Origin of the sequence: Gluconacetobacter entanii (assembly GCF_003206495.1) — a bacterium.
Taxonomy (GTDB): domain Bacteria; phylum Pseudomonadota; class Alphaproteobacteria; order Acetobacterales; family Acetobacteraceae; genus Novacetimonas; species Novacetimonas entanii.
In genome coordinates this window covers 1-23,033 of the sequence record NZ_NKUF01000003.1, presented here as the reverse complement: position 1 = coordinate 23,033, position 23,033 = coordinate 1, and the positions used below count along the sequence as shown (strand labels likewise).

The window sequence follows — 23,033 nt, the reverse complement described above, 5'->3', positions numbered from 1 at the left end:
CAGCCGTACCGGAACACGAAGGCATGGAAGGGGACGGAACACCCGCGGCATCGCAAACATGCCGGTTCATGCCCATCTTATTCCCCTACTCCCGCATGCCTGTCCAGTTCAGGGATGCGTCCATAACGCATTTCGCGCCGATCGGTCCCCCGCGCCATGCCCACCCGCATGACGGGGTGGCGGACGGACGGCACGCACGATATCGCAAAGGACACCCGCGCATGCCCGACATCGCGCCCCGGCCCCGGACGAAAGGCCCCGAAACGAAAGGCCCCGATATGCAAGACGATGACGGACGCATCCGCCTTGACCTGTGCGGACCCGGCGCGCTGCCCCCCGACGCCCGCGCCGTGCTGGTGCGCGTGGGGCCTGACGCCCCGGCCGCGGCACAGGACCGGGGATGGGCGGCGGTCGTGCCCTTCGCCCCGCCCGCGCCCACCGCGTTCGGGCACGGGGCGGGATGCGGGTGCTGCCTCGGGCGGGGGGGAATCGGCGCGCTGCTTGGCGACCTGTTCCGCAGGCGCGCGACGGGGGACATCGCGTGGTTCGCGCGCGTGGTGGTCATGGCCGACGCGGCGTCCCTGCCCGCGCTGCGCCGTGACGTCACGACCGATATCGTCGTGCGCGCCCGCTATCGCGCGACCGACGAACAGACGGGTGAAAACGCCTAGCCGCCGTTAAGAAACATTTTGCTTTCTGGACCTAGTTTGCAGGCTTCATTTGACGACAGCATTGCAAGCAGGGGATCACCGTGGGCGCTCTGGACCCGAAGACAGATCCCGCCCTTCCCCCACCGGAGGATGAACCCCACGCACCCGTCATGGTACGGCTGCAGGCGGTGGTTCGGGCGGCAAAATTTCATGGTATCGACCTTGAGGCCCGTGATTACCGGGCGGAACCGGGTGAAGAGGTCCCCTCCGTCGCGTCCCTTGCCCGCTGGCTGGAGGAAAACGGCCTGAGCGCGCGCGGCATGCACCTGCAATGGGCGACGCTGGTGCAGATGCGCGACGTCCCGCCGATCGTGCTGATGTTCACCGACGGGTCGGCCGGCCTGATGGTCGGCGCGGACGCAGGCGATGGCGTCGTATGGCTGGTGGACCCGTTCGCCCCGGACGGCAGCGCGCCGGTCGCGGTGGACGGACTGCGCATGGAACAGGCATGGACCGGCGATGTCCTGCTGGTGCGCGCCCGCAGCGAGACACGCCAGGCCGAACCGCCGATCGACGCCACGTGGCTGGCGCATATGGTGCTGGGCGAACGCGCCCTGCTGCGCAACATCATCCTGGCGTCGATGGTCATCAGCGTCCTTGCGATCTTCCCGCCGCTGATCGTCATGCAGGTGATCGACCGGGTGGTGAACTACCACTCCATGTCAACGCTGATCTCCATCAGCGGGCTTGTCATCGTCATGAGCCTGTATGAAATCCTGCTCAGCTACGGGCGGCGGGAACTCACGCTGGTCATCAGCACGCGCCTCGACACGAAAATCTCGCTCGCGGTGTTCGACAGGCTGCTCGCGCTGCCGCTGGAATTCTTCGAACGCGCGCAGGCGGGCAACGTCATCGGCCGCGTGTCCGCCATCTACAAGGTGCGGCAGTTCATGACCGGGCGGCTGCTGTCCACCTTCCTCGACCTCTTTACGCTGGTGGTGATCCTGCCGGTGCTGTTCTGGCTCAGCGCGACGCTGGCGTGGATGACACTGGCGGCGGCGGGGGCGATCGGGCTGGTGGTCGTGATCGGCATGACCCCGATGGGACGGCTGGTGGGGCGGCAGGTCAATGCCGAGATGGCGCGCAACGCCGTCATGTATGAAACCGTCTCGGGCATCCGCACCATCAAGACGCTGGCGCTGGAACCCAGCCGCCGCCGACTGTGGGACGAACGCACCGCCGATGTCGTGCGCACGTCGCTGGCGTCGGGGCGGATGGGCAACTGGATCAACACGATGGTCATGCCGCTCGACCTGTTCATCAATCGCGGCATCATCCTGATCGGGGCGTACCTGGCCATTTCCTCCACCTCCACCGGGCTGGAGGCAGGCGCGCTGATGGCGTTCACCATGCTTGGCGGCCTGGTCGGTGCTGAACCGTCCCACCGAAACGCAGGCGCTGACCACCGGCATGCGCCCGGCCATCCATGGGGCGCTGTCCTTTGTCGATGTCTGCTTCACCTATCCCGGTGCACCGACGCCCGCGCTGTCGGATGTCACGTTCAACGTCCCGGCGGGCACGATGCTGGGCCTGGTGGGACGCAGCGGGTCGGGCAAGTCCACGATTACGCGCCTGCTGCAGGGCGTCAGCCGGTCCTATACCGGCTACCTGCGGCTTGACGGGATCGACCTGCGCGAAATCAACCTGACCTACCTGCGGCGTTCGTGCGGGGTGGTGCTGCAGGACAATTTCCTGTTCCGCGGCACCATCCGCGACAACATCGTCGCAGGCCGCCCCGGCCTGACGATGGAGGCGGTGGTCCGCGCCGCGCGCCTTGCCGGGGCGGAGGAATTCATCGAACGCATGCCCGCAGGGTATGAGACATGGATCGAGGAAGGCTCCACCAACATCTCCGGCGGGCAGCGCCAGCGCCTCGCCATCGCGCGCGCGGTGATTTCCGACCCGCGCCTGATGATCCTTGACGAGGCGACCTCCGCCCTCGACCCCGAGAGCGAGGCGCTGGTCAACGCCAACCTGCAGCGCCTTGCGCGCGGGCGCACGATGGTCATCGTCTCGCACCGGCTGTCGTCGCTGATGGAATGTGACCAGATCTGCGTGATGGACCAGGGGCATGTGGTCGATATCGCCCCGCACGCGGTCCTGCTCCGCCGTTGCGAGATCTACCGCACGCTGTGGATGCAGCAGAACCGCCACCAGTCCGCGCCGCCCGACATCGCGGAGGCGGACATGCTGCCCGACCTTCATGAGTCCGAAGAATGAGCGAGCGCGACATGACCCCCCATGATGCCGACACCCCGGACGGGGCGCACGACGCGACCGCCAACGCCAGCCGCGGGCTTGCCCGCCTGCTGCCCGCCACCGATGCTGGTGCGACGGCGATGCCGCCCGGCCTGCTGGAGTTCTATTCGCCCAGCGCCGCGCTGATCGACATGCCGCCGCAGGACGCGGCGCTGTACATCATCTGGGTGATCGGCGGCCTTGCGATCGCGGGGCTGCTGGTGATGACGTTCCTGCCGCTGGACCGGGTGGTCACGACGAACGGGCGGCTGGTCGCGGCCGACGGCACCCTTGTCGTGCAGCCGCTCGAGACGTCGATCATCCGTTCGATCAACGTGCATGAGGGCGACATCGTCCACAAGGGCGACATCCTCGCGGAACTCGACCCCACGCTGAGCGACGCCGACGTGGAGAACATGCGCAAGCAGGCCGCATCCTACCGCGCGGAAGTGGCGCGCCTGTCGGCGGAGGCGGCGGGACGGGACTATGCCCCGGACATGTCCGACCCTGCCTCGGTGCAGGAGGCGGCGGATTTCATGCGCCGCAAATCCGAATATTCCGCCAAGGTCGCCAATTACGACCGCCAGGTGGCCGGCCTGCAGAGCGACCTGCAGGGATACGAGGCCAGCACGGCGATGTACGCCGCCAGCGCAAAGGTGGCGAGTGACGTGCGCGACATGCGCGAACGCCTGCAGCGCGAACAGGTCGGCAGCCGCCTGTCCACCCTCGCCTCGCAGGACAGCCTGATGGAGGTCGTGCGCTCGCAGATCACCGCGCGCCACGATGCGGAGGCCACGCGCGCACGGCTGGACGCGATGAAGGCGCAGCGCGACGGCTATATCGGCAACTGGCAGGCGACGGTGTACCAGGACCTCAGCGTGGCGCAGCATCACCTTGCCGATGCCGACAGCAGCTATCGCAAGGCGATGCTGCATCACACGCTGGTGCAGATGCGCGCGCAGAAGGACGCCGTGGTGCTCAGCATCGCGCGCCTGTCCACCGGGTCGGTGCTGCAGGCGGCCTCCCCACTGATGACGCTGGTTCCGATCGACGGGCGGCTGGAGGTGGAATCCGTGATGCGGGGGCTGGATGTCGGCTATGTCCGCACCGGCGACAGGGCGCTGCTGAAATTCGCGGCCTTCCCCTATACGCAGTATGGCGGGGCGGACGCCACGGTACGCGTCATCAGCGCGGATTCCTTCGCGGGTGGTGGCACGAACGTCGCAGGCGGCATGACGGCGCAGGAAGGCGGCACCTCCGATACCTCGGGCGATCCGCAGGCGGCCTATTACCGCGTGCGCCTGGCGATCGACCGCTACAGCCTGCACGGGGTTCCGCCCTTCTTCCGCCCGCAGCCCGGCATGCCGGTGGAGGCGGACATCCATGTCGGCCGACGCACCATCATGCAGTACCTGCTCAACAAGCTGATCCCTGCGATGACCAATGGCATGCGTGAGCCCTGATTTGTCGGCACCATGAAAATCTCGCGCATTTTCGACCGTTTTTTCGCGGGCATCGCGCCGGGGGCCGCCTATGAGCATGCCTGCCGCCTGCTCGAAGGCGGGGAGGCCGCGCGCGGCTTCGCCCTGCTGGGGCAGATGGCGCGCGACGGCATGGCGCAGGCGCAGTTCCGTGTGGCGCAGGCCTATCTCGACGGTCTTGGCACCGCGCCGAGCGTGCCCGAGGGAGCGCGCTGGCTGCGGCGCGGGGCGCAGGCGGGGCATACGGAATCCTGCTTTGCCTTTGGCATGCTGCTGCTGCTCGACATTGCGCACACTGACCCGGCGCGCACCTTGCTGCCCGGCGGGGATGCGCCCCCCGTCCCCGCCCATGACCCGGTGGAGGCAACGCGCTGGATCGGGCGCGCCGCCGAACTGGGCCTGCCTGATGCGCAGGCGCTGTATGGCCACCTGCTGGCCCATGGCCCGGAGGAGGTGCGCGACCTTGCGGCGGCACGGGAATGGAGCACCCTTGCCGCCGAAGCCGGATGCGCACAGGGCTATCTGGGGCTGGGGCTTGCCAGGCTGGACACGGATGCCGCGGCGGCGATGGACGCCCTGCACAAGGCCGCGGCGGAGGGACTGGGCAGTGCATGCTACGTGCTGGGCATGCTGCATGAAACCGGGCGGGGGGGAGAGATCGACCTCGCGGCGGCGGCGCGGATGTACCAGCAGGCGGCGGAGCAGGATATCCGTCCCGCCTGCGCGCGCTATGGCATGGCGCTGCTGCGTGGGCGGGGTGTGGCGCGCGATGTCCTGCGGGCGGAGACATGGCTGCGCCGCGCGGCCCTGCAGGGCGACCGCGAGGCCGCGATCGTGGTGGGCGACCTGCATGCGCGCGGCATCTCGGAAATGGCCAGCGACCACGAGGCGATGTCATGGTACCGCCGCGCGGCACAGGCCGGGCGCGCCGACGCCTGCCGCATGATGGCGGTGATGTGCATGTCCGGCCGTGGCCTGCCCGCCCCGGACCCACGGGCGGCGGCGCACTGGCTGCGCCGTGCCGTCACGTGCGGGGACGGTGCGGCGACGGCGGACCTTGCCGCCGTGCTCGACAGCATGACGGGCGGGCCCGGTCCCGATGCCTTACGGGATGGGGATGAAGGCGGGCATGATGCCCTGACGGACGGGTTCGCACGCGCGGCGGACGCGGGCGATCCGGTCGCGGCCTTCAATTACGCCAAATGCCTGCTGGAGGGATTCGGCCATGCCCCCGAGCCCGCACGCGCCGCGCACTGGATGCAACATGCGGCGCAGGCGGGCGTGGTCAATGCGCAGTACTGGTACGGGCGCATGCTGCTGGGCGGACAGGGCGTTGCGGCCGACCCGGTGGCGGCGCGCCACTGGATCATGCAGGCGGCCCGCGCCGGCATGGCGGAAGCGCAGGCCGCGGCCGCACAGATGCATGTGACGGGACATGGCGGCCCGCGCGACCATGACGCGGCACTGGCGCTGTATCATCAGGCCGCGCAGCAGGGACTGGCCGACGCCATGTTCTCGCTCGGCGCGATGTATGGCGGCGGGCACGATATCCCGACCGACCGCACACAGGCCCAGCACTGGTTCACGCAGGGCGCGCAGGGGGGAAACGCGCTGGCGCAACTCATGCTCGGGCGCTACCTCGCCCGGGGGCTTGCGGGCACGGCGGACCCTGCGCGCGCGCGCCTGTGGCTGCAGCGCGCACAGGCGCAGGGGGTCACGCAGGCGGCGCAGGATCTGGCCCGCCTGCCCGCCGCCACGGCGGATGCCGCCCCACCTGCCGGTGCCGCACCGGACGCACCACCTGAGGCACAGGCCCCGCAACATGTCGCGCGATGACGTTGCGACACCCCCGTCCCCCGGTAATGAGGCCTCCGGTGACGAGACCGCCGGGGGCGACGCCCATGCCGCCCTGCGCCATGCCCAGTCCCTGATCGCGCGGGGGGAGGACGCCGCCGCCCGTCCCTGGCTGGACCGGGCGTGGCGTCTTGCGCCGCAGGATGCGGGGATCGGGTTCGCCCTGGCGGTCGGGCGGATGGGCATGGGCGATCATGCGGGCGTCGTGCGCCTGCTGCACCCCATGCTGCGACAGCATGATTTCCGCGAGGGCTGGACGCTGCTGGCGCTGGCGCACATCGCACTGACGCAGTGGTAGGAGGCCCGCACGGCGGTCAGCCATGTGCTGTCGCGCCACGGGTTCGATACCGCCATCGGGGAGTGCGCCACACGGACCTGTAGCGCGCTGGGACTGCCCGGATGGGTGGGCATGGCAGGCGACGGGACGCTGCACTGGGGCGGACTGCCCGACGGGGCGGCGCCCGTGCTGCACGGGGGAAAACACGCGCCCGACCTTCGTCGGGGCCGCAGGTCGCCCACATCATGCCTGCTGCCCCCGCGCGCGCGCCGCGCGGCGACGATGGAGGCCACGGACCGGCAGGGGCGCGCCCTGCTGGGCAGTCCGCTGCACCCTGCCGTCATCCGCCGTACCGTCGGGGCCGTCCGGCTGGATCGTGGCGGGATCAGTGGCTGGGTCTGGCATCCGGCGGACCCGGCGCACGCACCACGCATCACGCTCCGCGATGGGGAGGGGCGCGTGCTGATGCCGCCATTCGACGCCACGCGGGATGCCGTGCCCTGTCCCGGCCTGCCGCCACTGGCGCGGCCGCGTGCGGTGCGTATCGCGCGCACCGCCCTGCCCGCCAGCGGCAGCGTGCATGTACAGACCAGTGACGGCCGCGACATGGCGGGCAGTCCGATCCTGCTTGGCCCCCTGCCCGCCCCGCAGCGCGCCGGCACGACGAAGGCCGGCGCGCGGTGCCGCCACATCCCGCGACATGGCGGCAGGGTGCATGTCATCATCCCGGTCCATGGCAGCCGCGACCTGACGCTGGCCTGTCTCGACAGTGTGCTGCACGCCCCTCCCCAACCCGCAAGCGGCATCGTCATGTCGGTCATCGTCGTCGATGACGCGACGCCGGACGCCCTGCTGCGCGCGGATCTGGACCGGATGGCCGCGACCGGGGCGATCACGCTGCTGCGCCATGCGGCCAACAGGGGGTATCCCCATGCCATCAATACGGGACTGGCGCAGGCGGGCGGAACGGATGTCGTCCTGCTCAACAGCGATACGCTCGTTGCACCGGGATGGCTCGACGAACTGGCGATCGTGGCTTACGGGCACGCGGAAACCGGCACCGTCACGCCCTTTTCCAACGATGCCAGCATCCTGACATGGCCCGACCCGCAGGCCGACGGCCACACCGCACCGCCCCCCGATGCACGGCAGGTCCGCATGCTGATGGAGGCCGCGCGCACCGCCAATGCGGGCCGGGCGGTGGACATTCCCACCGGGCACGGGTTCTGCATGTTCATCCGCCATGACTGCCTGAACGCCACCGGCCCCCTGCGCACCGACCTGTTCGCCCATGGGTATGGGGAGGAGAACGATTTCTGCATGCGGGCCACGCGACTGGGATGGCGGCATGTCGCGGCCCCCGGCGCGTTTGTCGGGCATGTCGGCGGCGCATCGTTCGGGGTGGCGCGACAGACGCTGATGCAGCGCAACCTGTGGCTGATCAACCGTCTCTATCCCGGCTATGACGCCCTGATCCGCGACCATGTGGCGCGCGACCCGCTGGCCCCCGCGCGGCGGCGCATGGGGGTGGTGCTGTGGCGGCGGATGTCACGTGCGCAGGGGTTTTCACGCGCCGTCGTGCTGGCTACGCACGCCATGAGCGGCGGGGTGGACCGTGTCATCACCGATCGCGCACGGATGTGGCGGGCACGCGGCCTGCGTCCGCTGATCCTGCGTCCCGTCGCGGATGCCACCCGCGATACCGTCGGCTTCCGCATCGCGGAAGACAGCGACGGGACGCAGGGGCTGAAGATGCCGGTGCTGGAATTCCGCTGGCCCGCTGAACGCGATGCGCTGCTGGCCTTCCTGCGGACCGAGGGCGTGCGCACTGTCGAATGGCATCATGCGCTGGGCCATGGCGCGCGCCTGCGTGAACTGTGCGCGGCCCTTGGCGTGCCATACGAGATGTATGTGCATGATTATGCGGGGCTGTGCCCGCGCCTCGTCATGGTCGGCCCGTCCGGCCGGTATTGCGGGGAACCGGACATCGCGGGCTGCACACGATGTATCGCGACACTGGGAAGCCTGCTGGACCCGGAGGAGGATGGCGGCATCATCGCCCTGCGGGAGCGGTTCGGAGGCGACATGGCGCGCGCGCGGCGGGTCATCGTGCCGTCGCACGATGTCGCACGCAGGCTGGCGCGGTATTTCCCGGCACAACCCGTACAGGTCCGCCCGCCGGAGGATGACCGTCCCACGCTTTCGCTCCCAATGCTTGTCGCCGCCACGCCCCTGCCGCCGGACATGCAGGTCGTGGCGCCACGCCCGCGCACGCAGCGGGTGCGTGTCCTTGTCGTGGGCGCGATCGGCATGGAAAAGGGTTACGACATCCTGCGCGATGCGGCGCGCGATGCCCGGGCGCATGGCCTGCCGGTGGAATATGTCATCGCCGGATACAGCGCCAATGACGCGGAACTGCTGGCGACGGGGCATGTCTTCATCACCGGGCGGTACGACCGGGCGGAGGCGCTGGCCCTTGTCCGCGCGCAGCAGGCGGATGTCGGGTTCGTGCCCTCCGTCTGTCCCGAGACATGGTGCTTCACGCTGGGGCTGCTCTGGCGCGCGGGCCTTGCGGCCGTGGCGTTCGACATCGGGGCGGTGGCCGAACGTCTCCGCGCGACGGGGCGGGGCGTGACGCTGCCGCTGTCGATGGGCGTTCACCAATTGAACATGTTTTTCATGTCTTATGCCACCCACACACCGCCGCCCTGACCGGTGCGGCGCACCCGAACACGACACGCGACACAGCCAACAGGGGAAATCCGGCCTTGATCCGCAACCCGGCCCATGCCCGGCCTTCGACATGCCTTGCGAGGCACGCACGCGCGCGCTCTTGCAACCAGGACGCCCACGCATGACGGGACAGCCTGAACGAATCCTCAATGTCGGCGTGGCGGCGCAACTGATGCTGCTGGAACCGGGGACATTCTGCATCTTCCACGCCCCCGTCGCCGCGCCATCGGGGGCCGGGGCACTCGGCGGACTGCCGGGGGTGCGCGTCACCCCGTCGCCCACGGACCCCGATGGCGCGATCACGATCCGCGGCCTTGATGAGGACGGGTGGCTCGGCCTCGACCGTGGCGCGGCACTGGTCCGGGTGGACAACCGGCCGACATGGATCATGGTCACGACCTATCACGACCCCGCCCATGAAAATGTGCGGCCCAACCTTCAGGTCGCGCGGCTTTACACCCCGGTGGCGAAAGCCGCCGCCACACCGGCATTCCCCGCACCCGCAACCACGATGCCGCAGGCGGCGGCCCGCACGGCATCCCCCCAGCCCTCCTCGCGCACCGCAGACGCGGATGAACGCGGCATTGTCGCCCATATCCAGCGGCGCGGCGACGTGCATGTCGCGTGCGATGCATGGATGGGCACGATCGGCAGCAAGGCGTGGATCGAAGGGTTCGCCATCCTGCCCGACGCCCCCCTCGCGCCGGAGCAGATCGAATATCAGGCGGTGCTGGGACAGGGATGGTTTTCCCCCTGGGTGACGGGCGGCACCTATTGCGGCAGTCGCGGCATGGCGCTGCCGCTTCTGGGCCTGCGCGTGCGCCTGATCGGACAGGCGGCCGAGGCATTTACCTGCCGTGTCAGCGCCACCTTCGTCGATGGCAGCCGCATCGGGCCGGTGGAGGACATCGCCGCCATGTCCGACGACCTTTCCCCGCTGGAAGCCTTCCTGATCGAGATTGCCCCGCGCGACACGCTGCGCGACGGTGCGGCGGAAGGCACGTGGCCGGATGCCGACCCCACGCGGGAGGCGCAGGTGCTTGAACTGCTGGAGGCCGCGGAAGCCGAAAAACCGGCCCCCACCCCCACGCGGCCTGCCCGTCGCACGGCGCGCAGGGGCAGGGTGCGGCCCGATATGGCGGCCCATGCCAACACCGCCACGGAACCGCCGGACACCGACACCACGCGCACGGGCAGGGCATCCCCCCGCAAGGGCCGTGCCGGCGGGTCCGCAAAGGCCGCAGCAAAGACCGCCACAGCGACCACGGGAAAAGCCGCCGCAAAATCCACTGCAAAAGCCACCGGGAAAGCCACGGCGGCCCCCCGGACAGAAGAAACCACCCCCCTGTCGCCCGAGGACATCCATCCCGGTCGTGGGCGCAAGGTTCCCGGATCACGGGTGGCGCTGCTCAAGGCCCGCAAGAAGGCCGCAACCCGGCGACGGAGTTGAGGCGGCAACGTGACGCCACGCCCTTCTCCCCGTCCGGCCGGCCGCTGTTCCATGGTGCGCATGGCGCCGCACGACCGGGGGGATGAGAACCGGGGGGACGAACGGTGAAATACCTGTTCATCCACCAGAATTTCCCCGGGCAGTTCCTGCACCTGCTGCGCCACCTGCATGCGCAGGGCGGCAACGAACTTGTCTTCATAAGCGAGACCGGGTCCGGCGCGATGCCGTGGGTCCGGCGCGTGGGATACCGCATGCCCCCGCCCGCAAAGGTGGGCGGGCCGCCGCCGGTGGGCGAGATCGCCCATGCGATGGAACGCGCCGCACAGGTGGCGCGCGCGGCGCGGACGCTGCGCGACCTCGGGTTCATGCCCGACATCATCATCGGCCATCATGGCTGGGGCGAACTGCTGGACCTTGGCGATGTCTATCCCGGCGTGCCGGTGCTGGGATATTACGAATTCTTCTATCACCCGTCGGGGCTGGATGTCGGGTTCGACCCGGAATTTCCCTTCTCTCCCGCGTCGGCGCCCATGGTGCGCGCGCGCAATACGCTCAACCTGCAGGCGCTGGCGCAGCCGGGATGGGGACATTCCCCCACCCGTTTCCAGCGCGACACCTATCCCGACTGGGCGCGCCCGCGCATCACCCTGCTGCGCGAAGGGGTGGACCTTGCGCAATGCCGCCCCGACCCCGCGGCCGCGACCCGTCCTTTCGCGCTGGGGGATGTCCGCATCTCCCCGCATGAAAAGCTGGTGACCTATGTCGCGCGCGACCTTGAACCCTATCGCGGGTTTCACGTCTTCATGCGCGCCCTGCCGCGCATCCTGCGTGCCCGGCCGGATGTGCGGGTGGTCGTGGTCGGCGGCGATGGCGTCAGTTACGGCACGCCACCGCCACAGGGATGCTGGCTGGAGCGGATGCTGGCGGAACTTGGCGCATGGATCGACCCCGCGCGCGTGCATTTCGTCGGCAGGCTGCCTTATGACAGGTTCCTCGACCTGCTGCGCCGCTCCGACGCGCATGTCTACCTGACCTACCCGTTCGTGCTGTCATGGTCCCTGCGTGAGGCGATGGCCTGCGGATGCGCGATTGTCGGCAGCGACACCGCACCGGTGCGGGAATTCCTGCATGACGGGAAGACCGCGCGCCTCGTGCCATTTCTGGAGCCACGGCGCATCGCGGACGGGGTTTTGGAACTGCTGGAGGATCGCGCCCTGTCACGGCACCTGCGCGGCAGGGTCCGGGCGCAGGCGGTGCGCACGCTGGACATGGGCGATTACATGGCCCGCTACATGGCGCTGGTGGCGCGCCTGACGGGGAAACCGGCCTGTATGGATGATGCGGCACGCGCGATGATGGCCTGACACGCACGACACGACGCGCGGGGCGATCACACAAGGGCCGCCATGGGGGCGGCACGGGACCGCACGGGCCCCGCCACCCCGCGATGGTGTTCTTATTTCTTCTTGATGGCGGCGATGGAATCCATGATCGCCTTGCCGGCTTCTTCCTTGCCGGCCCAGCCGGAAACCTTCACCCACTTGCCCTTTTCAAGGTCCTTGTAGCGGGTGAAGAAATGCTCGATCTCCTTCAGGGTGATCTCGGGCAGGTCTTCAAGCTTCTCGACCTTGGAATAGTACGGGTGCACCTTGTCGTGGGGGACGCAGATGATCTTCTCGTCCTGGCCGCTTTCGTCTTCCATCTTCAGCATGCCGATGGGACGCGCGCGCACGACACAGCCCGGAACCACGGCGGCAGGCAGCAGCACCAGCGCGTCGGTCGGGTCGCCATCGGCGGCCAGCGTGTTGGGGACGAAGCCATAGGCGGCCGGATAGACCATGGGCGTGAACAGGATACGATCCACAACGATTGCGCCGCTGTCCTTGTCGATTTCGTACTTCACGCCCGATCCCTGCGGGATCTCGATGACCACGTTGATGTCGTTGGGCACGTCCTTGCCCGGGGAAATCTTGGATACGTCCACGTTATGGCTCCTGCCACGCAAAGGGTTGTTCTGTCATACTCAGATCCACATGCACGAACACGCGGGCGCGTGGCGCCGCGGTCGTGCATGTCCTGGCCATGCCCGATACAGTCAATCGTACCCCCCGGACATGAGCCAGATCATGGACGTTACACATATGTCATCTCCGCCGTGAGGGGGGCATGCATGAAAAAAGATGTAAAATCGACTTCACCGGCCCCCATGGCATCTTGCAAAAAGATCGCACATGCGCGAATCACTACCTGCCTGCGCGCCCGTAGCTCAATTGGTTAGAGCGGGCCGCTCATAACGGCTTGGTTGCGGGTTCAAGTCCTGCCGGGCGCAGGCCCTGTTGCACGAACGCGGCCCTTTGCCGTAGGGGCCCACAACCATGTTCCTTGCACATTCCTGTATCCTTCAGCTTTCGGGAGCCTGACCGTCATGGCCGCCACGCAATATGTCTATGTGATGAAGGACCTGACCAAGGCGTACCCGGGTGGGCGCGAGGTCTTCAAGGGGATCACCCTGTCATTCCTGCCCGGCGTCAAGATCGGCGTCCTTGGCGTCAACGGCGCGGGCAAGTCCACCTTGCTGAAAATCATGGCCGGCATCGAAAAGGAATTTGGTGGCGAGGCCTGGGCCGCCGAAGGTGCGACCATCGGCTACCTCGAGCAGGAACCCAAGCTCGACGAAAGCCTGACCGTGGGTGAAAACGTCGCCCAGGGCTTTGGCGAACTGAAAAAGGCGGTGGACCGCTTCAACGAGATCTCAATGAAGTTCGCCGAACCCATGTCCGACGAGGAGATGAACACCCTGCTCGCCGAACAGGCGGAACTGCAGGAAGTCATCGACGCGGGCGACGGGTGGGAACTCGACCGCAAGCTGGAAATCGCGCTCGACGCGCTCCGCTGCCCCCCGGCCGACAGCCCGGTGGACAAGCTGTCGGGGGGGGAGCGCCGCCGTGTCGCGCTGTGCCGCCTGCTGCTGGAAAAGCCCGACCTGCTGCTGCTTGACGAACCGACCAACCATCTTGATGCCGAAAGCGTCTCGTGGCTGGAAAAGACCCTGCGCGATTACGAGGGCACCGTCATGGTCATCACCCATGACCGTTACTTCCTCGACAACGTGACGAACTGGATCCTCGAACTCGAACGTGGCCGTGGCTACCCGTTCGAGGGCAACTACTCCTCGTGGCTGACGCAGAAGCGCAAGCGCCTCGCACAGGAGGAGAAGGAGGAAAGCGCGCGCCAGCGTGCCCTTGCCGCCGAACAGGAATGGATCGGTTCCTCCCACAAGGCGCGCCAGGCCAAGAGCAAGTCGCGTATCGCCCGGTATGAGGAAATGCTGGCCCAGAGCGGGGAGAAGGCGAACGGTGTCGCCGACATCGTCATCCCGCCCGGCCCGCGCCTTGGCAGCACGGTGATCGAGGCCGAGGACCTGCGCAAGGGCTTTGGCAACCGCCTGCTGATCGACGACCTCAGCTTCAAGCTGCCGCCCGGTGGCATCGTCGGCGTGATCGGGCCGAACGGCGCGGGCAAGTCCACGCTGTTCAAGATGATCATGGGCCTTGAAAAGCCCGACAGCGGCGAACTGAAGATCGGGGATACCGTCAAGCTCGGCTATGTGGACCAGTCGCGCTTCAGCCTCGATGACAACAAGACCGTGTGGGAGGAAATCTCCGGCGGGACGGATGTCATCTACCTTGGCAAGCGCGCGGTGCCGTCGCGTGCCTATGTCGGGGCCTTCAACTTCAAGGGGCCGGATCAGCAGAAGAAGGTCGGCGTCCTGTCGGGGGGTGAACGCAACCGCGTCCATCTGGCCAAGATGCTGCGCCAGGAAAGCAACGTCATCCTGCTTGACGAACCGACCAACGACCTTGACGTCGATACGCTGCGCGCGCTCGAGGAGGCGCTGGCCGAATTCGCAGGCTGCGCGGTCATCATCAGCCATGACCGATGGTTCCTCGACCGCCTTGCAACGCATATCCTCGCCTTCGAGGGCGACAGCCACGTCGAATGGTTCGAAGGCAACTTCCAGGCCTATGAAGAAGACAAGCGCCGTCGCCTCGGCCCGGATGCGACCGAACCGGGCCGTATCAAATACCGCCCGATCGAACGCTGACCACGCGCCCCGCTCTCCCGTTACAGGGCGGGGCTCCTCCGGTTTCCATGGGGCTTTGCCCCATACCCCACCAAAGGGCATTGCCCTTTGGAAACCATGACTTCACAAAACAGATCAGGGTGCAGGGAGCACGCTCCCTGCCGGGTCCGGGCAGCGCCCGGAAGGCCCATCCACGCGACGACGTTGCATCGTGGACGGCAGGGTCTCAGGGGCTTTGCCCCCGAACCCCCACCAAAGGGTATTACCCTTTGGAAACCATGACTTCATAAAACAGATCAGGGTGCAGGGAGCGCGCTCCCTGCCGGGTCCGGGCAGCGCCCGGAAGGTCCGTCCACGCGACAGCGCTACATCGTGGACGGCAGGGCCTGCCTACCGGCAGACATGGCGGTTACCATCGGCCCCGATATAAGTCCCCGTCTGCGGATCGAAACACGCATTGGCGGCGCAACTGCTGCGTTCGGGGGTGATGTCGGGATGGATCGTCGCCCCGATGGCGTTGGCCTCCCGCGCGGCATGGCCACATAGCGGCGTGTCCGCCGGGGCGGACGGGTCGTTCACCAGCACAGGCTCCGCCGTGCCCGTCGCCGCAACGGCAGCGGGTGGCGGGGATGCGACGGGGGCCGCGCGGTGATGCGGCGCGCAGGCCGACAGGCCCGACGCCATTCCCCCCAGCACCGCCACCGTCAATGCCATACGCGACATCCCGCGCTGTTTCATGCTCACGCCCTGCCTTGCCACTGTTCTTTCCTTTGTTATCACAGGTCCAGCCGTCCCTGTCCGCTGCGGGGATCGCGTTCGGTCTGCGCCGCGATTTCCCCATCGGCAAAGGTCATGATGACCTGCGATCCGGCCTTCACCTCCGCCGCAAGCGTCAGCGGATGGCCCGCACGGTCGCGCACCAGCACATAGCCACGTTCCAGCACCGCGCGCGGCGACAGGGAGTCCAGACGTCCGCCCTCCCCCTGCACCCGCGCGCGCTGCTCGCGCAGCAGCGCCAGCAGGGCGGGCGCCGATGGACGCAGCGACGCCACCCGGTTGCGCCGGTCACGCAGGTAATGCGGCAAGCCACGCACCAGACCGGCCGAAGCCAGCGTCAGGCCGGAGCGTTTGAGCGCGATGACGGTGCCCGGCGTGGGCAGGCGGTCGCACGCCGCCTGCAGCCGCGCGCGCCGCCGTTCCAGCAGCGCGGGCAGCGCCATGTCGAGTCGATAGGACCGGTCATCGAGCCGTATGCGCGCCGTCTCCAGCAGGGAGGGCAGGTCCGGCAGCCCTGCGGACGCCCTCTCCAGCCGCGCACGCGCCAGTTGCAGCACACGTCCCAGCCCGTTCGACAGCCGCGCCATGCGGTGCGCAAGGTCGGCCTCCAGCTCCGCCCGGACGGGAACGGCCATTTCCGCCGCCGCCGTGGGGGTCGGTGCGCGCCGGTCGGACACGAAATCGATCAGGGTCGTATCCGTTTCATGCCCCACGGCGGAGATGACCGGAATCGTGCACGCCGCCACCGCGCGCAGCACGGTTTCGTCGTTGAAGGCCATCAGGTCCTCCAGCGAGCCACCACCACGCGCCACGATCAGCACATCGGGCCGCGCCACCCCCGAACGACCGTCGATGCGGTCGAACCCGGCCACGGCCTCGGCAATGCGTTCGGCGGCCCCCTCCCCCTGCACCGGCACGGGCCAGACCAGCAGGTCGCGCGGGAAACGCCGGGCGATGGTGGTGCGGATGTCATGCAGGACCGCCCCCTGCGCCGAGGTCACGACGCCGATCACGCGCGGCAGGAACGGCAGCCGCCGCTTGCGCTCCGTATCAAACAGCCCCTCCTGCGCCAGGCGCTGGCGCAGCTTCTCGATCCGGGCCAGCAGCGCGCCCTCGCCCGCATATTCCATCCGGTCGATCATCATCTGGTAGGAGGAACGCTCGCCATAGGCGGAAATCTTGCCCGTGGCGATGACCTCCAGACCGTTTTCCGGCTTCAGCCCCAGGCGCGCGACGCTGCCGCGCCAGACGACCGAAGACAGCTTCCCCTTCTCGTCCTTGAGGGAAAAATACAGGTGGCCGGAGGAATATCGCTTGAATTCCGTAATCTCGCCGCGCACACGGATACGTCCAAACGTACCTTCAAGCGTGTTTTTGATCGCGCCCGAGATTTCGGAGACGGAATATTCCGCAATGTTGGTGGCGCCCTGCGCGCCAGAGGGATGGCTGGGTTCATGCATGACCCGAAGGTATGATAGAGACGCGCATCCCGAAAGGGCGGATTGCAAACAGGAGAATTGATTCATGCGGGTGCTGCTGGTCGGATCGGGGGGGCGTGAACATGCCATGGCGGCGGCGATCGCGCGTTCGCCCCTGCTGGAGGCGCTGTTCATCGCGCCGGGCAACCCCGGCACGGCCGCGCTGGGCACCAACTGCGCCGTGCGCGCCGATGACGTGGCGGGCCTGATCAAACTTGCGCGTGATGAGCGCATCGACCTTGTGGTGCCCGGACCGGAGGCCCCGCTGGTGGCGGGACTGGCCGATGCCTGCGCGCAGGCCGGGATCGCCTGCGCCGGGCCGTCGCGCGCGGCGGCGGAGCTTGAGGGCAGCAAGACCTTCACCAAGGAAGTCTGCGACGCGGCGGCCATTCCCACCGCGCGCTGGGCGCGTTTCGACAACGCCGCCGATGCGCTGGCATATGTGCGCACCACCGGCGCGCCGATCGTGGTCAAGGCTGACGGCCTTGCTGCGGGCAAGGGCGTGATCGTGGCCCAGAGCGTGGAAGAAGCCGAGACCGCCATCCGCGACCTGATGACCGACGCCACCATGGGCGACGCCGGACGCACGGTGGTGATCGAGGAGTGCCTTGTCGGTGACGAGGTCTCGCTCTTTGCCTTCTGCGCGGGGGAGGAAGCCGTGCTGATCGGCGCGGCGCAGGACCACAAGCGCATCGGCGATGGCGATACCGGCCCCAATACCGGCGGCATGGGCGCGGTCTCCCCCCCCGCCGGGTTCGATGCCGCGCGGCAGGAAGCCGCCCTCGATACGATGGTGCGCCCCATGCTGCGCGAGATGGCGCGCCGTGGCACGCCGTTCCACGGCATCATCTTCGCCGGCCTGATGCTGACGCCCGAGGGGGAGAAGCTGATTGAATACAATGTCCGCCTTGGCGACCCGGAGGCGCAGGCCCTGCTGATCCGGCTGCACAGCGACCTGCTTGCCGCCCTTGTCGCCGTGGCGAAGGGCGATCTGGCGGGCACGGACATCCGCTTTTCCAACCAGCCTTCCATCAGCGTGGTCATGGCCGCGCGCGGCTATCCCGGCAAACCGGTGACCGGCGGCGTGATCACGGGCATCGAGGACGCGGAAAAGCTGCCCGGCGTGCAGGTATTCCAGGCGGGCACGAAGCTGGATGCGAAAGGGGAACTGGTCGCGGCGGGTGGCCGTGTGCTGGCGGTCTGCGCCACGGGTGATACGCTGGCGCAGGCGCGCGACCGGGCCTATGCCGGGGTGGGTGCGATCCGGTGGGATGACGCGATCTGGCGCCGTGACATCGGCGCGCGTGCGCTGGACCGCGCCGCCGACGCCTGACGGTCCCCGCCCGCCACGCACAGCCCCGGAAACGGGGTTGCGTGCCCCATCCCCCGCGCACGTCCGCCCCTGCCGGATACCGCGCAAGACAGCGACATGCCATGCCACGCGATACCAGGATACTGACCGAAGGAGAGGGCCTGCACGGCGCGGCCCGGATACAGGCGATGTGCGCGGTCGCGCTGTCGGTGCTGCTGGCGCTGCTGGATTACGCCATCGCCAACGTGGCGCTACCGACCATCGGGGCGGACCTGCATGTCTCTGCCGCGTCGGCGGTATGGATCATCAATTCCTACCAGTTGGCCAGCGTCATCGCCCTGCTGCCCTCGGCAGCACTGGGCGCGCGGATCGGTTTCGGGCGGCTGTGCCAGATCGGGCTGGTGCTGTTCGTCGTCTCCTCCCTGTTCTGCGGGATCGCACATTCGCTGCTGGCGCTGTCGCTGGCGCGCGCGGTGCAGGGCCTTGGCGGGGCATGCATCATGAGCGTCAGCATCGCGCTGATCCGCTTCATCTATCCCCATGCCATCATCGGGCGCGGCATCGCGCTCAATGGCGTGATGGTCGCCCTTGGCGTGGGGGCAGGGCCGACGGTGGCATCCATCATCCTGTCGGTCGCGACATGGCCGTGGCTGTTCTTCATCAACATCCCGCTCGGGCTGGCCGCACTGGTGCTGGCGCTGATGTCGCTGCCGCGCACGCCGCTGCAGCACGGGGCCTTTGACGGGCTGAGCGCGCTGCTCAACGCGCTGGCGTTCGGCGCGCTCATCATGGCGGGCGATTCCATCGCGCATCATGCCAGCGCCGTGCAGGTCTGCGCCTTCGCCGTCACCGGCATCGTGGCGGGCTGGATGCTGGTGCAGCGGCAGAAGGGGCGCGCCCATCCCATGTTCCCGATCGACATGCTGCAGGTTCCGGCATTCCGCACCGGGGTCAGCATCGGGTTCCTGGCCTTCGTCTCCTCCAACCTGTTCATGGTGTCCTTTCCCTTTACGGTGCAGAACCTGTTCCATGCCTCGCCCTCGGTGGTGGGGCTGATGATCACGCCGTGGCCGGTAGGGATCATGCTGGTCGCCCCGGTCATCAGCAGGCTGAGCGATCGGGTCCCGGCGACGATCCTGTCCTCCGTGGGGCTGTTCACCACGTCGATGGGTTTCCTCGCGCTTTACCTGCTGCCGGATGCGCCGCACTGGTATGACATCGTCTGGCGCGTCGGGCTGGCGGGGATGGGGTTTGGCATCTTCCAGCCCCCCAACAACCGCATCATGATGGTCACCGCCCCCGCCGGACGTTCCGGCAGCGCCAGCGGCATGGTCCAGGTCTCGCGCCAGTGCGGGCAGGCGACGGGGGCGATGCTCGTGGCGATGACGTTCGGGCTGATCGCGATACGACCGTCGATGCGCTGCCTTGAATTCGCCTCCATCATCGCCTTCCTCGGCATGATGCTCAGCGCATCGCGGCTGTTTTCGGACAGGCGCGGACAGGCCTGATCTTCGCCCTCAGGGGGCGTCGCGGGTCCAGAACCCGTCATGCGCAAGGGCGGCCTCGTCCTCCAGCGCGGGGCCGATGACCGCGACCTTGCGCTGCCCATGGGCAAAAACCGTGCGGCATGGCAGGGAAAAGGTCGGGTTTTCCGGGTGGTCCCCCGTCAGCGCCAGCAGGCGCCGTTCCGACAGGGCATAGACCACGCGCCCGATCCCGCCCCAGTACACGGCACCCGCACACATGCAGCATGGCTCCGCACTGCTGTAGAGCGTGCAGGCCGCCAGCGCGTCGGGGGCAAGCAGGCGCGCGGCCTGCGCCACGGCGACCAGTTCGGCATGGCGGGTGGGATCACCATGCGGCGGCAGCGAATCATTGATGGCGCGCGCAACGACATGGCCCGCGGCATCGGCCACAAGCGCACCGAACGGGTGGCGTCCCTGCGCACGCGACCTGGAGGAAAGCGCGATCGCTTCGCGCAGCAGCGCGAGGTCGCGGGCGGACAGCGATGGTGCGGTCATGAGGTCTGCCGCGCGCTGTCGGGGTCGAGTTCTTCTTCAAGCGTGGGGATCTTCTCCCCGATCAGCAGGTTGAGCACCACCGCCGAACACACGCACAGGAACACTCCGTTGCCAAGGAACAGCCGCGCCATCCCGCTGGTATGGGCGAACAGCGTGGGACACGCCATCGGCAGCATGCCCAGCCCCATGGACACCGCCGCGATCATGCCATTGCGCGTGCCATCAAAACGCACATGCGACAGTTCACGGATCCCCCCCATTGCCGTCATGCCGAACATCACCAGCGCGCATCCGCCCAGCACCGGCGCGGGCATGGCCGCGATCAACGCGCCAAGCTTCGGAAACAGGCCCAGCACGATCAGCACCACCCCCGCCGCCGCAACGACAAAACGGCTGCGGATGTCGGTCATCGCGATCAGGCCGGTATTCTGCGTAAAGGCATTGAAGGGGAAGCTGTTGAACACACCGCCCAGCATGGTGGACAGGCCATCGGCGCGGAATGCCGCGATCAGCGTTTCCTCATTCGTGGGGCGTTCGACAAGGCGCCCGACCGCGATGCAGTTGCCCGTCGTTTCCGCCAGGATCACCAGCATCGTCAGCGTCATGATCACCACCGGCATGAGGTGGAAGGTCGGCACGCCAAAGGCCATGGGCATGCTGAGCGCGAACCACGGCGCATCATGCACCGCCTGGAAATGTCCCATGCCACAGGCCAGCGCGACAAGGCTGCCGACAATCAGGCCCAGCAGCACGCTGATGTTGGAGACAAAGCCCGACCCCAGCGCATAGACCGCAAGCGTGACCGCCATCGTCACCCCGCCCAGCAGCAGGTTCGGGGCCGACCCGAACGCCGCGTCCGACGGCGTCCCGCCGCCAAGCCACATGCCCGCCACCGGGATCAGCGTCAGGCCGATGACCGTCAGCAGGCAGCCGATCGCCACCGGCGGGAAAAACCGCATCAGCCGTCCAAGTGCCGGGGCCAGCACCAGCGTGCATCCCCCCGCCCCGATGATCGCGCCGAAGATGGCGCTGGTCCCGTACGCCTGCCCGATCATGAGCATGGAGGCCAGCGTCACGAAGGACGATCCCTGCACGATCGGCAGGCGTGAGCCGATCTTCCCGATCCCCACCGTCTGGATGATCGTGGCGATCCCCGATGTCATCAGGCCGGAATTGATCAGGGTGATCGTCTGGCCCATGTCCATGCCCAGCGTCGCGGCGAAGATGAGGGGCACGGCCACGGTGCCCGAATACATGACCAGCGCATGCTGGAGCCCGAACGTGAACAGCATGCCAAGCGGGAGGACTTCATCAACCGGGTCGGGTCTGCTGTGCTGCATGGTGGTCGTTGCCTTCGGCGTCACGATAAAAGGCCGTTGCGGGACAGCCTGCTGATAAAAACAAAAGTTTTTGGTGAAGCTTTTTTCAAAAAGCTTCGAAAGACACTGCCTTTTTCAATCAAAGGGCAGCACCCGAAAACTTTTCATGATTCACGGCATGTCTCATCTGGCATGGCCATGCGCCCCCCCCACGTCCGGGCCGGGACACACGAAAGGCCCGCCGGAAGACCGGCAGGCCACCACCGTCAGAACGAGGTGGAAATCGTACCCGTCATGGTAAAGCGCGGTTCCACCATGAAGGAGTTGCCGTTCGCGCTACGTCCGCCGGCCGCACCGTAATAGACGTTGTAGCCCCCCTGGTTGCCCGCGGTGTAGATCGCCCCCATTGCACCGGTGCGCACCACCGATCCCGTCAGGTTGGTGAAGTTCAGGCGGAAGGTGGGTGACTTGGCATACATGAACGGCTTGAAGCGATAGCCAAGCGACAGCGTATCGGTGACATAGCCGGGGATGCGTTCGCTGTTGTCGAGCGCCACCGACTGCGGGCCGGTGTAATGGACGCTCGCATTGGCGAAGAAGCCCTTGTATTTATAGGTCAGGCCGAAATTGGCCATGACATGCGGCGCCATGATCGCCTGCTGGCCCTTGGCGCGGATCAGGTTCCCGTTGCCATCCGTCACGTTGGAATCCTGCGTCGCATGCAGGTACTCGAACGAGGCATAGGGGCTGAACCCGTAATACGAACGCCCCGCCACCATGACGTCAAAGCCACGCATGGTCTGGTTCCCGCCCTCGATCGGGGCATACTGGTTCGCGCCGATATAGGTGTCGAGGATGCGGTTCGTCACGTTGTAGTTGAACAGCGCAAGGTCAACCATCACATATTTGTCGTGATAGCGGTAGCCCAGCTCTTCCTTGATGGAATACTGGTTCTTGAGCATCTTGTTGCCCGGCGTAGTCCAGCCAAGGTCCACGGCGCTGGGTTCGCGGTAATCGCCCTCGGCGTTCACATAGACCTGGTGGTGGTCATTGAACTGGTAGCCGATCGAAAGCTGCGGCAGCGGTTCGGTCGTATTTGCCTCGCTGCGTGCGCCGGTATAGTTGGAACTGGAGACTGTGTAGAATTTTGTGCGGTGGCACTTTTTCAGGCCATTGGGAAACGATCATCGAACATGATGGCGAGCTGGCATCTGACAGCATACCATTCGCTCACTGAGCGCTTCCACTCTGAGGAGGTAGCATTGAGCGCCAGGTAAATCAATTTTGCTGCGGCCTCGT

General features: G+C 67.5%; 15 protein-coding genes, 1 tRNA gene and 2 pseudogenes. 12 read left to right on the top strand and 6 right to left on the bottom strand.

The features are described 5' to 3' along the window. Positions 1–278 precede the first annotated feature (278 nt). From CFR72_RS02075 to CFR72_RS02045, 8 genes and pseudogenes are all read left to right on the top strand, one after another. The gene (locus CFR72_RS02075) at positions 279–671 is read left to right on the top strand and encodes a hypothetical protein (RefSeq protein ID WP_110912531.1); all 393 of its coding nucleotides are present in this window, start codon (positions 279–281) and stop codon (positions 669–671) included. An 80-nt stretch (positions 672–751) separates the two neighbouring features. Then, positions 752–2,930 (top strand): annotated as a pseudogene (locus CFR72_RS02070) (peptidase domain-containing ABC transporter). Then, positions 2,927–4,411 (top strand): HlyD family type I secretion periplasmic adaptor subunit, encoded by a 1,485-nt coding sequence (locus tag CFR72_RS02065; protein WP_110912418.1) that lies wholly within the window; start codon positions 2,927–2,929, stop codon positions 4,409–4,411. Before CFR72_RS02070 ends, CFR72_RS02065 begins: the two are co-directional and overlap by 4 nt. Before the next feature lie 12 nt (positions 4,412–4,423). Next, positions 4,424–6,265 (top strand): SEL1-like repeat protein, encoded by a 1,842-nt coding sequence (locus tag CFR72_RS02060; protein ID WP_110912417.1) that lies wholly within the window; start codon positions 4,424–4,426, stop codon positions 6,263–6,265. Next, the gene (locus CFR72_RS17930) at positions 6,252–6,581 is read left to right on the top strand and encodes a tetratricopeptide repeat protein (RefSeq protein WP_244182132.1); all 330 of its coding nucleotides are present in this window, start codon (positions 6,252–6,254) and stop codon (positions 6,579–6,581) included. Before CFR72_RS02060 ends, CFR72_RS17930 begins: the two co-directional genes overlap by 14 nt. A gap of 24 nt (positions 6,582–6,605) precedes the next feature. Then, positions 6,606–9,272 (top strand): glycosyltransferase, encoded by a 2,667-nt coding sequence (locus CFR72_RS02055; protein ID WP_244182130.1) that lies wholly within the window; start codon positions 6,606–6,608, stop codon positions 9,270–9,272. A gap of 142 nt (positions 9,273–9,414) precedes the next feature. After that, positions 9,415–10,743 carry a hypothetical protein gene (locus CFR72_RS02050; protein WP_167400276.1) on the top strand — a complete coding sequence of 443 codons (1,329 nt, stop codon included), beginning with the start codon at positions 9,415–9,417 and terminating at the stop codon, positions 10,741–10,743. Positions 10,744–10,847: 104 nt separating this feature from the next. Continuing rightward, complete coding sequence (locus tag CFR72_RS02045; protein ID WP_110912415.1) at positions 10,848–12,107, top strand: glycosyltransferase; 1,260 nt, start codon at positions 10,848–10,850, stop codon at positions 12,105–12,107. A gap of 92 nt (positions 12,108–12,199) precedes the next feature. Here the strand turns inward: CFR72_RS02045 and ppa are convergent, their stop codons facing one another. Further along, a complete protein-coding gene (ppa, locus tag CFR72_RS02040; protein ID WP_110912414.1) occupies positions 12,200–12,727 on the bottom strand; it encodes an inorganic diphosphatase in 528 nt (175 codons plus the stop codon). Between the two features lie 271 nt (positions 12,728–12,998). On the opposite strand from ppa, the gene CFR72_RS02035 reads away from it, so the two are divergent. Both CFR72_RS02035 and ettA read left to right on the top strand, forming a co-directional pair. Then, positions 12,999–13,072 (top strand) — tRNA-Ile (locus CFR72_RS02035). 96 nt (positions 13,073–13,168) lie between these two features. Continuing rightward, positions 13,169–14,848, top strand: coding sequence for an energy-dependent translational throttle protein EttA (gene ettA, locus CFR72_RS02030; protein ID WP_110912413.1), 1,680 nt, complete (start codon positions 13,169–13,171; stop codon positions 14,846–14,848). Between the two features lie 369 nt (positions 14,849–15,217). Here the strand turns inward: ettA and CFR72_RS02025 are convergent, their stop codons facing one another. After that, positions 15,218–15,565 carry a BA14K family protein gene (locus CFR72_RS02025; RefSeq protein ID WP_208629941.1) on the bottom strand — a complete coding sequence of 116 codons (348 nt, stop codon included), beginning with the start codon at positions 15,563–15,565 and terminating at the stop codon, positions 15,218–15,220. 38 nt (positions 15,566–15,603) lie between these two features. Further along, positions 15,604–17,064 carry an exodeoxyribonuclease VII large subunit gene (gene xseA, locus CFR72_RS02020; RefSeq protein WP_110912412.1) on the bottom strand — a complete coding sequence of 487 codons (1,461 nt, stop codon included), beginning with the start codon at positions 17,062–17,064 and terminating at the stop codon, positions 15,604–15,606. 64 nt (positions 17,065–17,128) lie between these two features. On the opposite strand from xseA, the gene purD reads away from it, so the two are divergent. Then, on the top strand, positions 17,129–18,415 hold the full coding sequence (gene purD, locus CFR72_RS02015; RefSeq protein ID WP_110912411.1) for a phosphoribosylamine--glycine ligase: 1,287 nt from the start codon (positions 17,129–17,131) through the stop codon (positions 18,413–18,415). A gap of 101 nt (positions 18,416–18,516) precedes the next feature. Then, entirely contained in the window at positions 18,517–19,902 is a 1,386-nt protein-coding gene (locus CFR72_RS02010; protein ID WP_110912410.1) for an MFS transporter, read from the top strand. 9 nt (positions 19,903–19,911) lie between these two features. Here CFR72_RS02010 and CFR72_RS02005 read toward each other — a convergent pair whose 3' ends face one another. The 3 genes and pseudogenes from CFR72_RS02005 to CFR72_RS01995 all read right to left on the bottom strand — a co-directional run. Then, the gene (locus CFR72_RS02005) at positions 19,912–20,415 is read right to left on the bottom strand and encodes a nucleoside deaminase (protein WP_110912409.1); all 504 of its coding nucleotides are present in this window, start codon (positions 20,413–20,415) and stop codon (positions 19,912–19,914) included. Beyond that, positions 20,412–21,755 carry a nucleobase:cation symporter-2 family protein gene (locus CFR72_RS02000; RefSeq protein ID WP_110912529.1) on the bottom strand — a complete coding sequence of 448 codons (1,344 nt, stop codon included), beginning with the start codon at positions 21,753–21,755 and terminating at the stop codon, positions 20,412–20,414. The genes CFR72_RS02005 and CFR72_RS02000 overlap by 4 nt, the downstream gene beginning before the upstream one ends. Positions 21,756–22,000: 245 nt before the next feature. Next, a pseudogene (locus CFR72_RS01995) lies at positions 22,001–22,864 on the bottom strand (TonB-dependent receptor domain-containing protein); the annotation flags it as partial. Between the last annotated feature and the right edge of the window lie 169 nt (positions 22,865–23,033).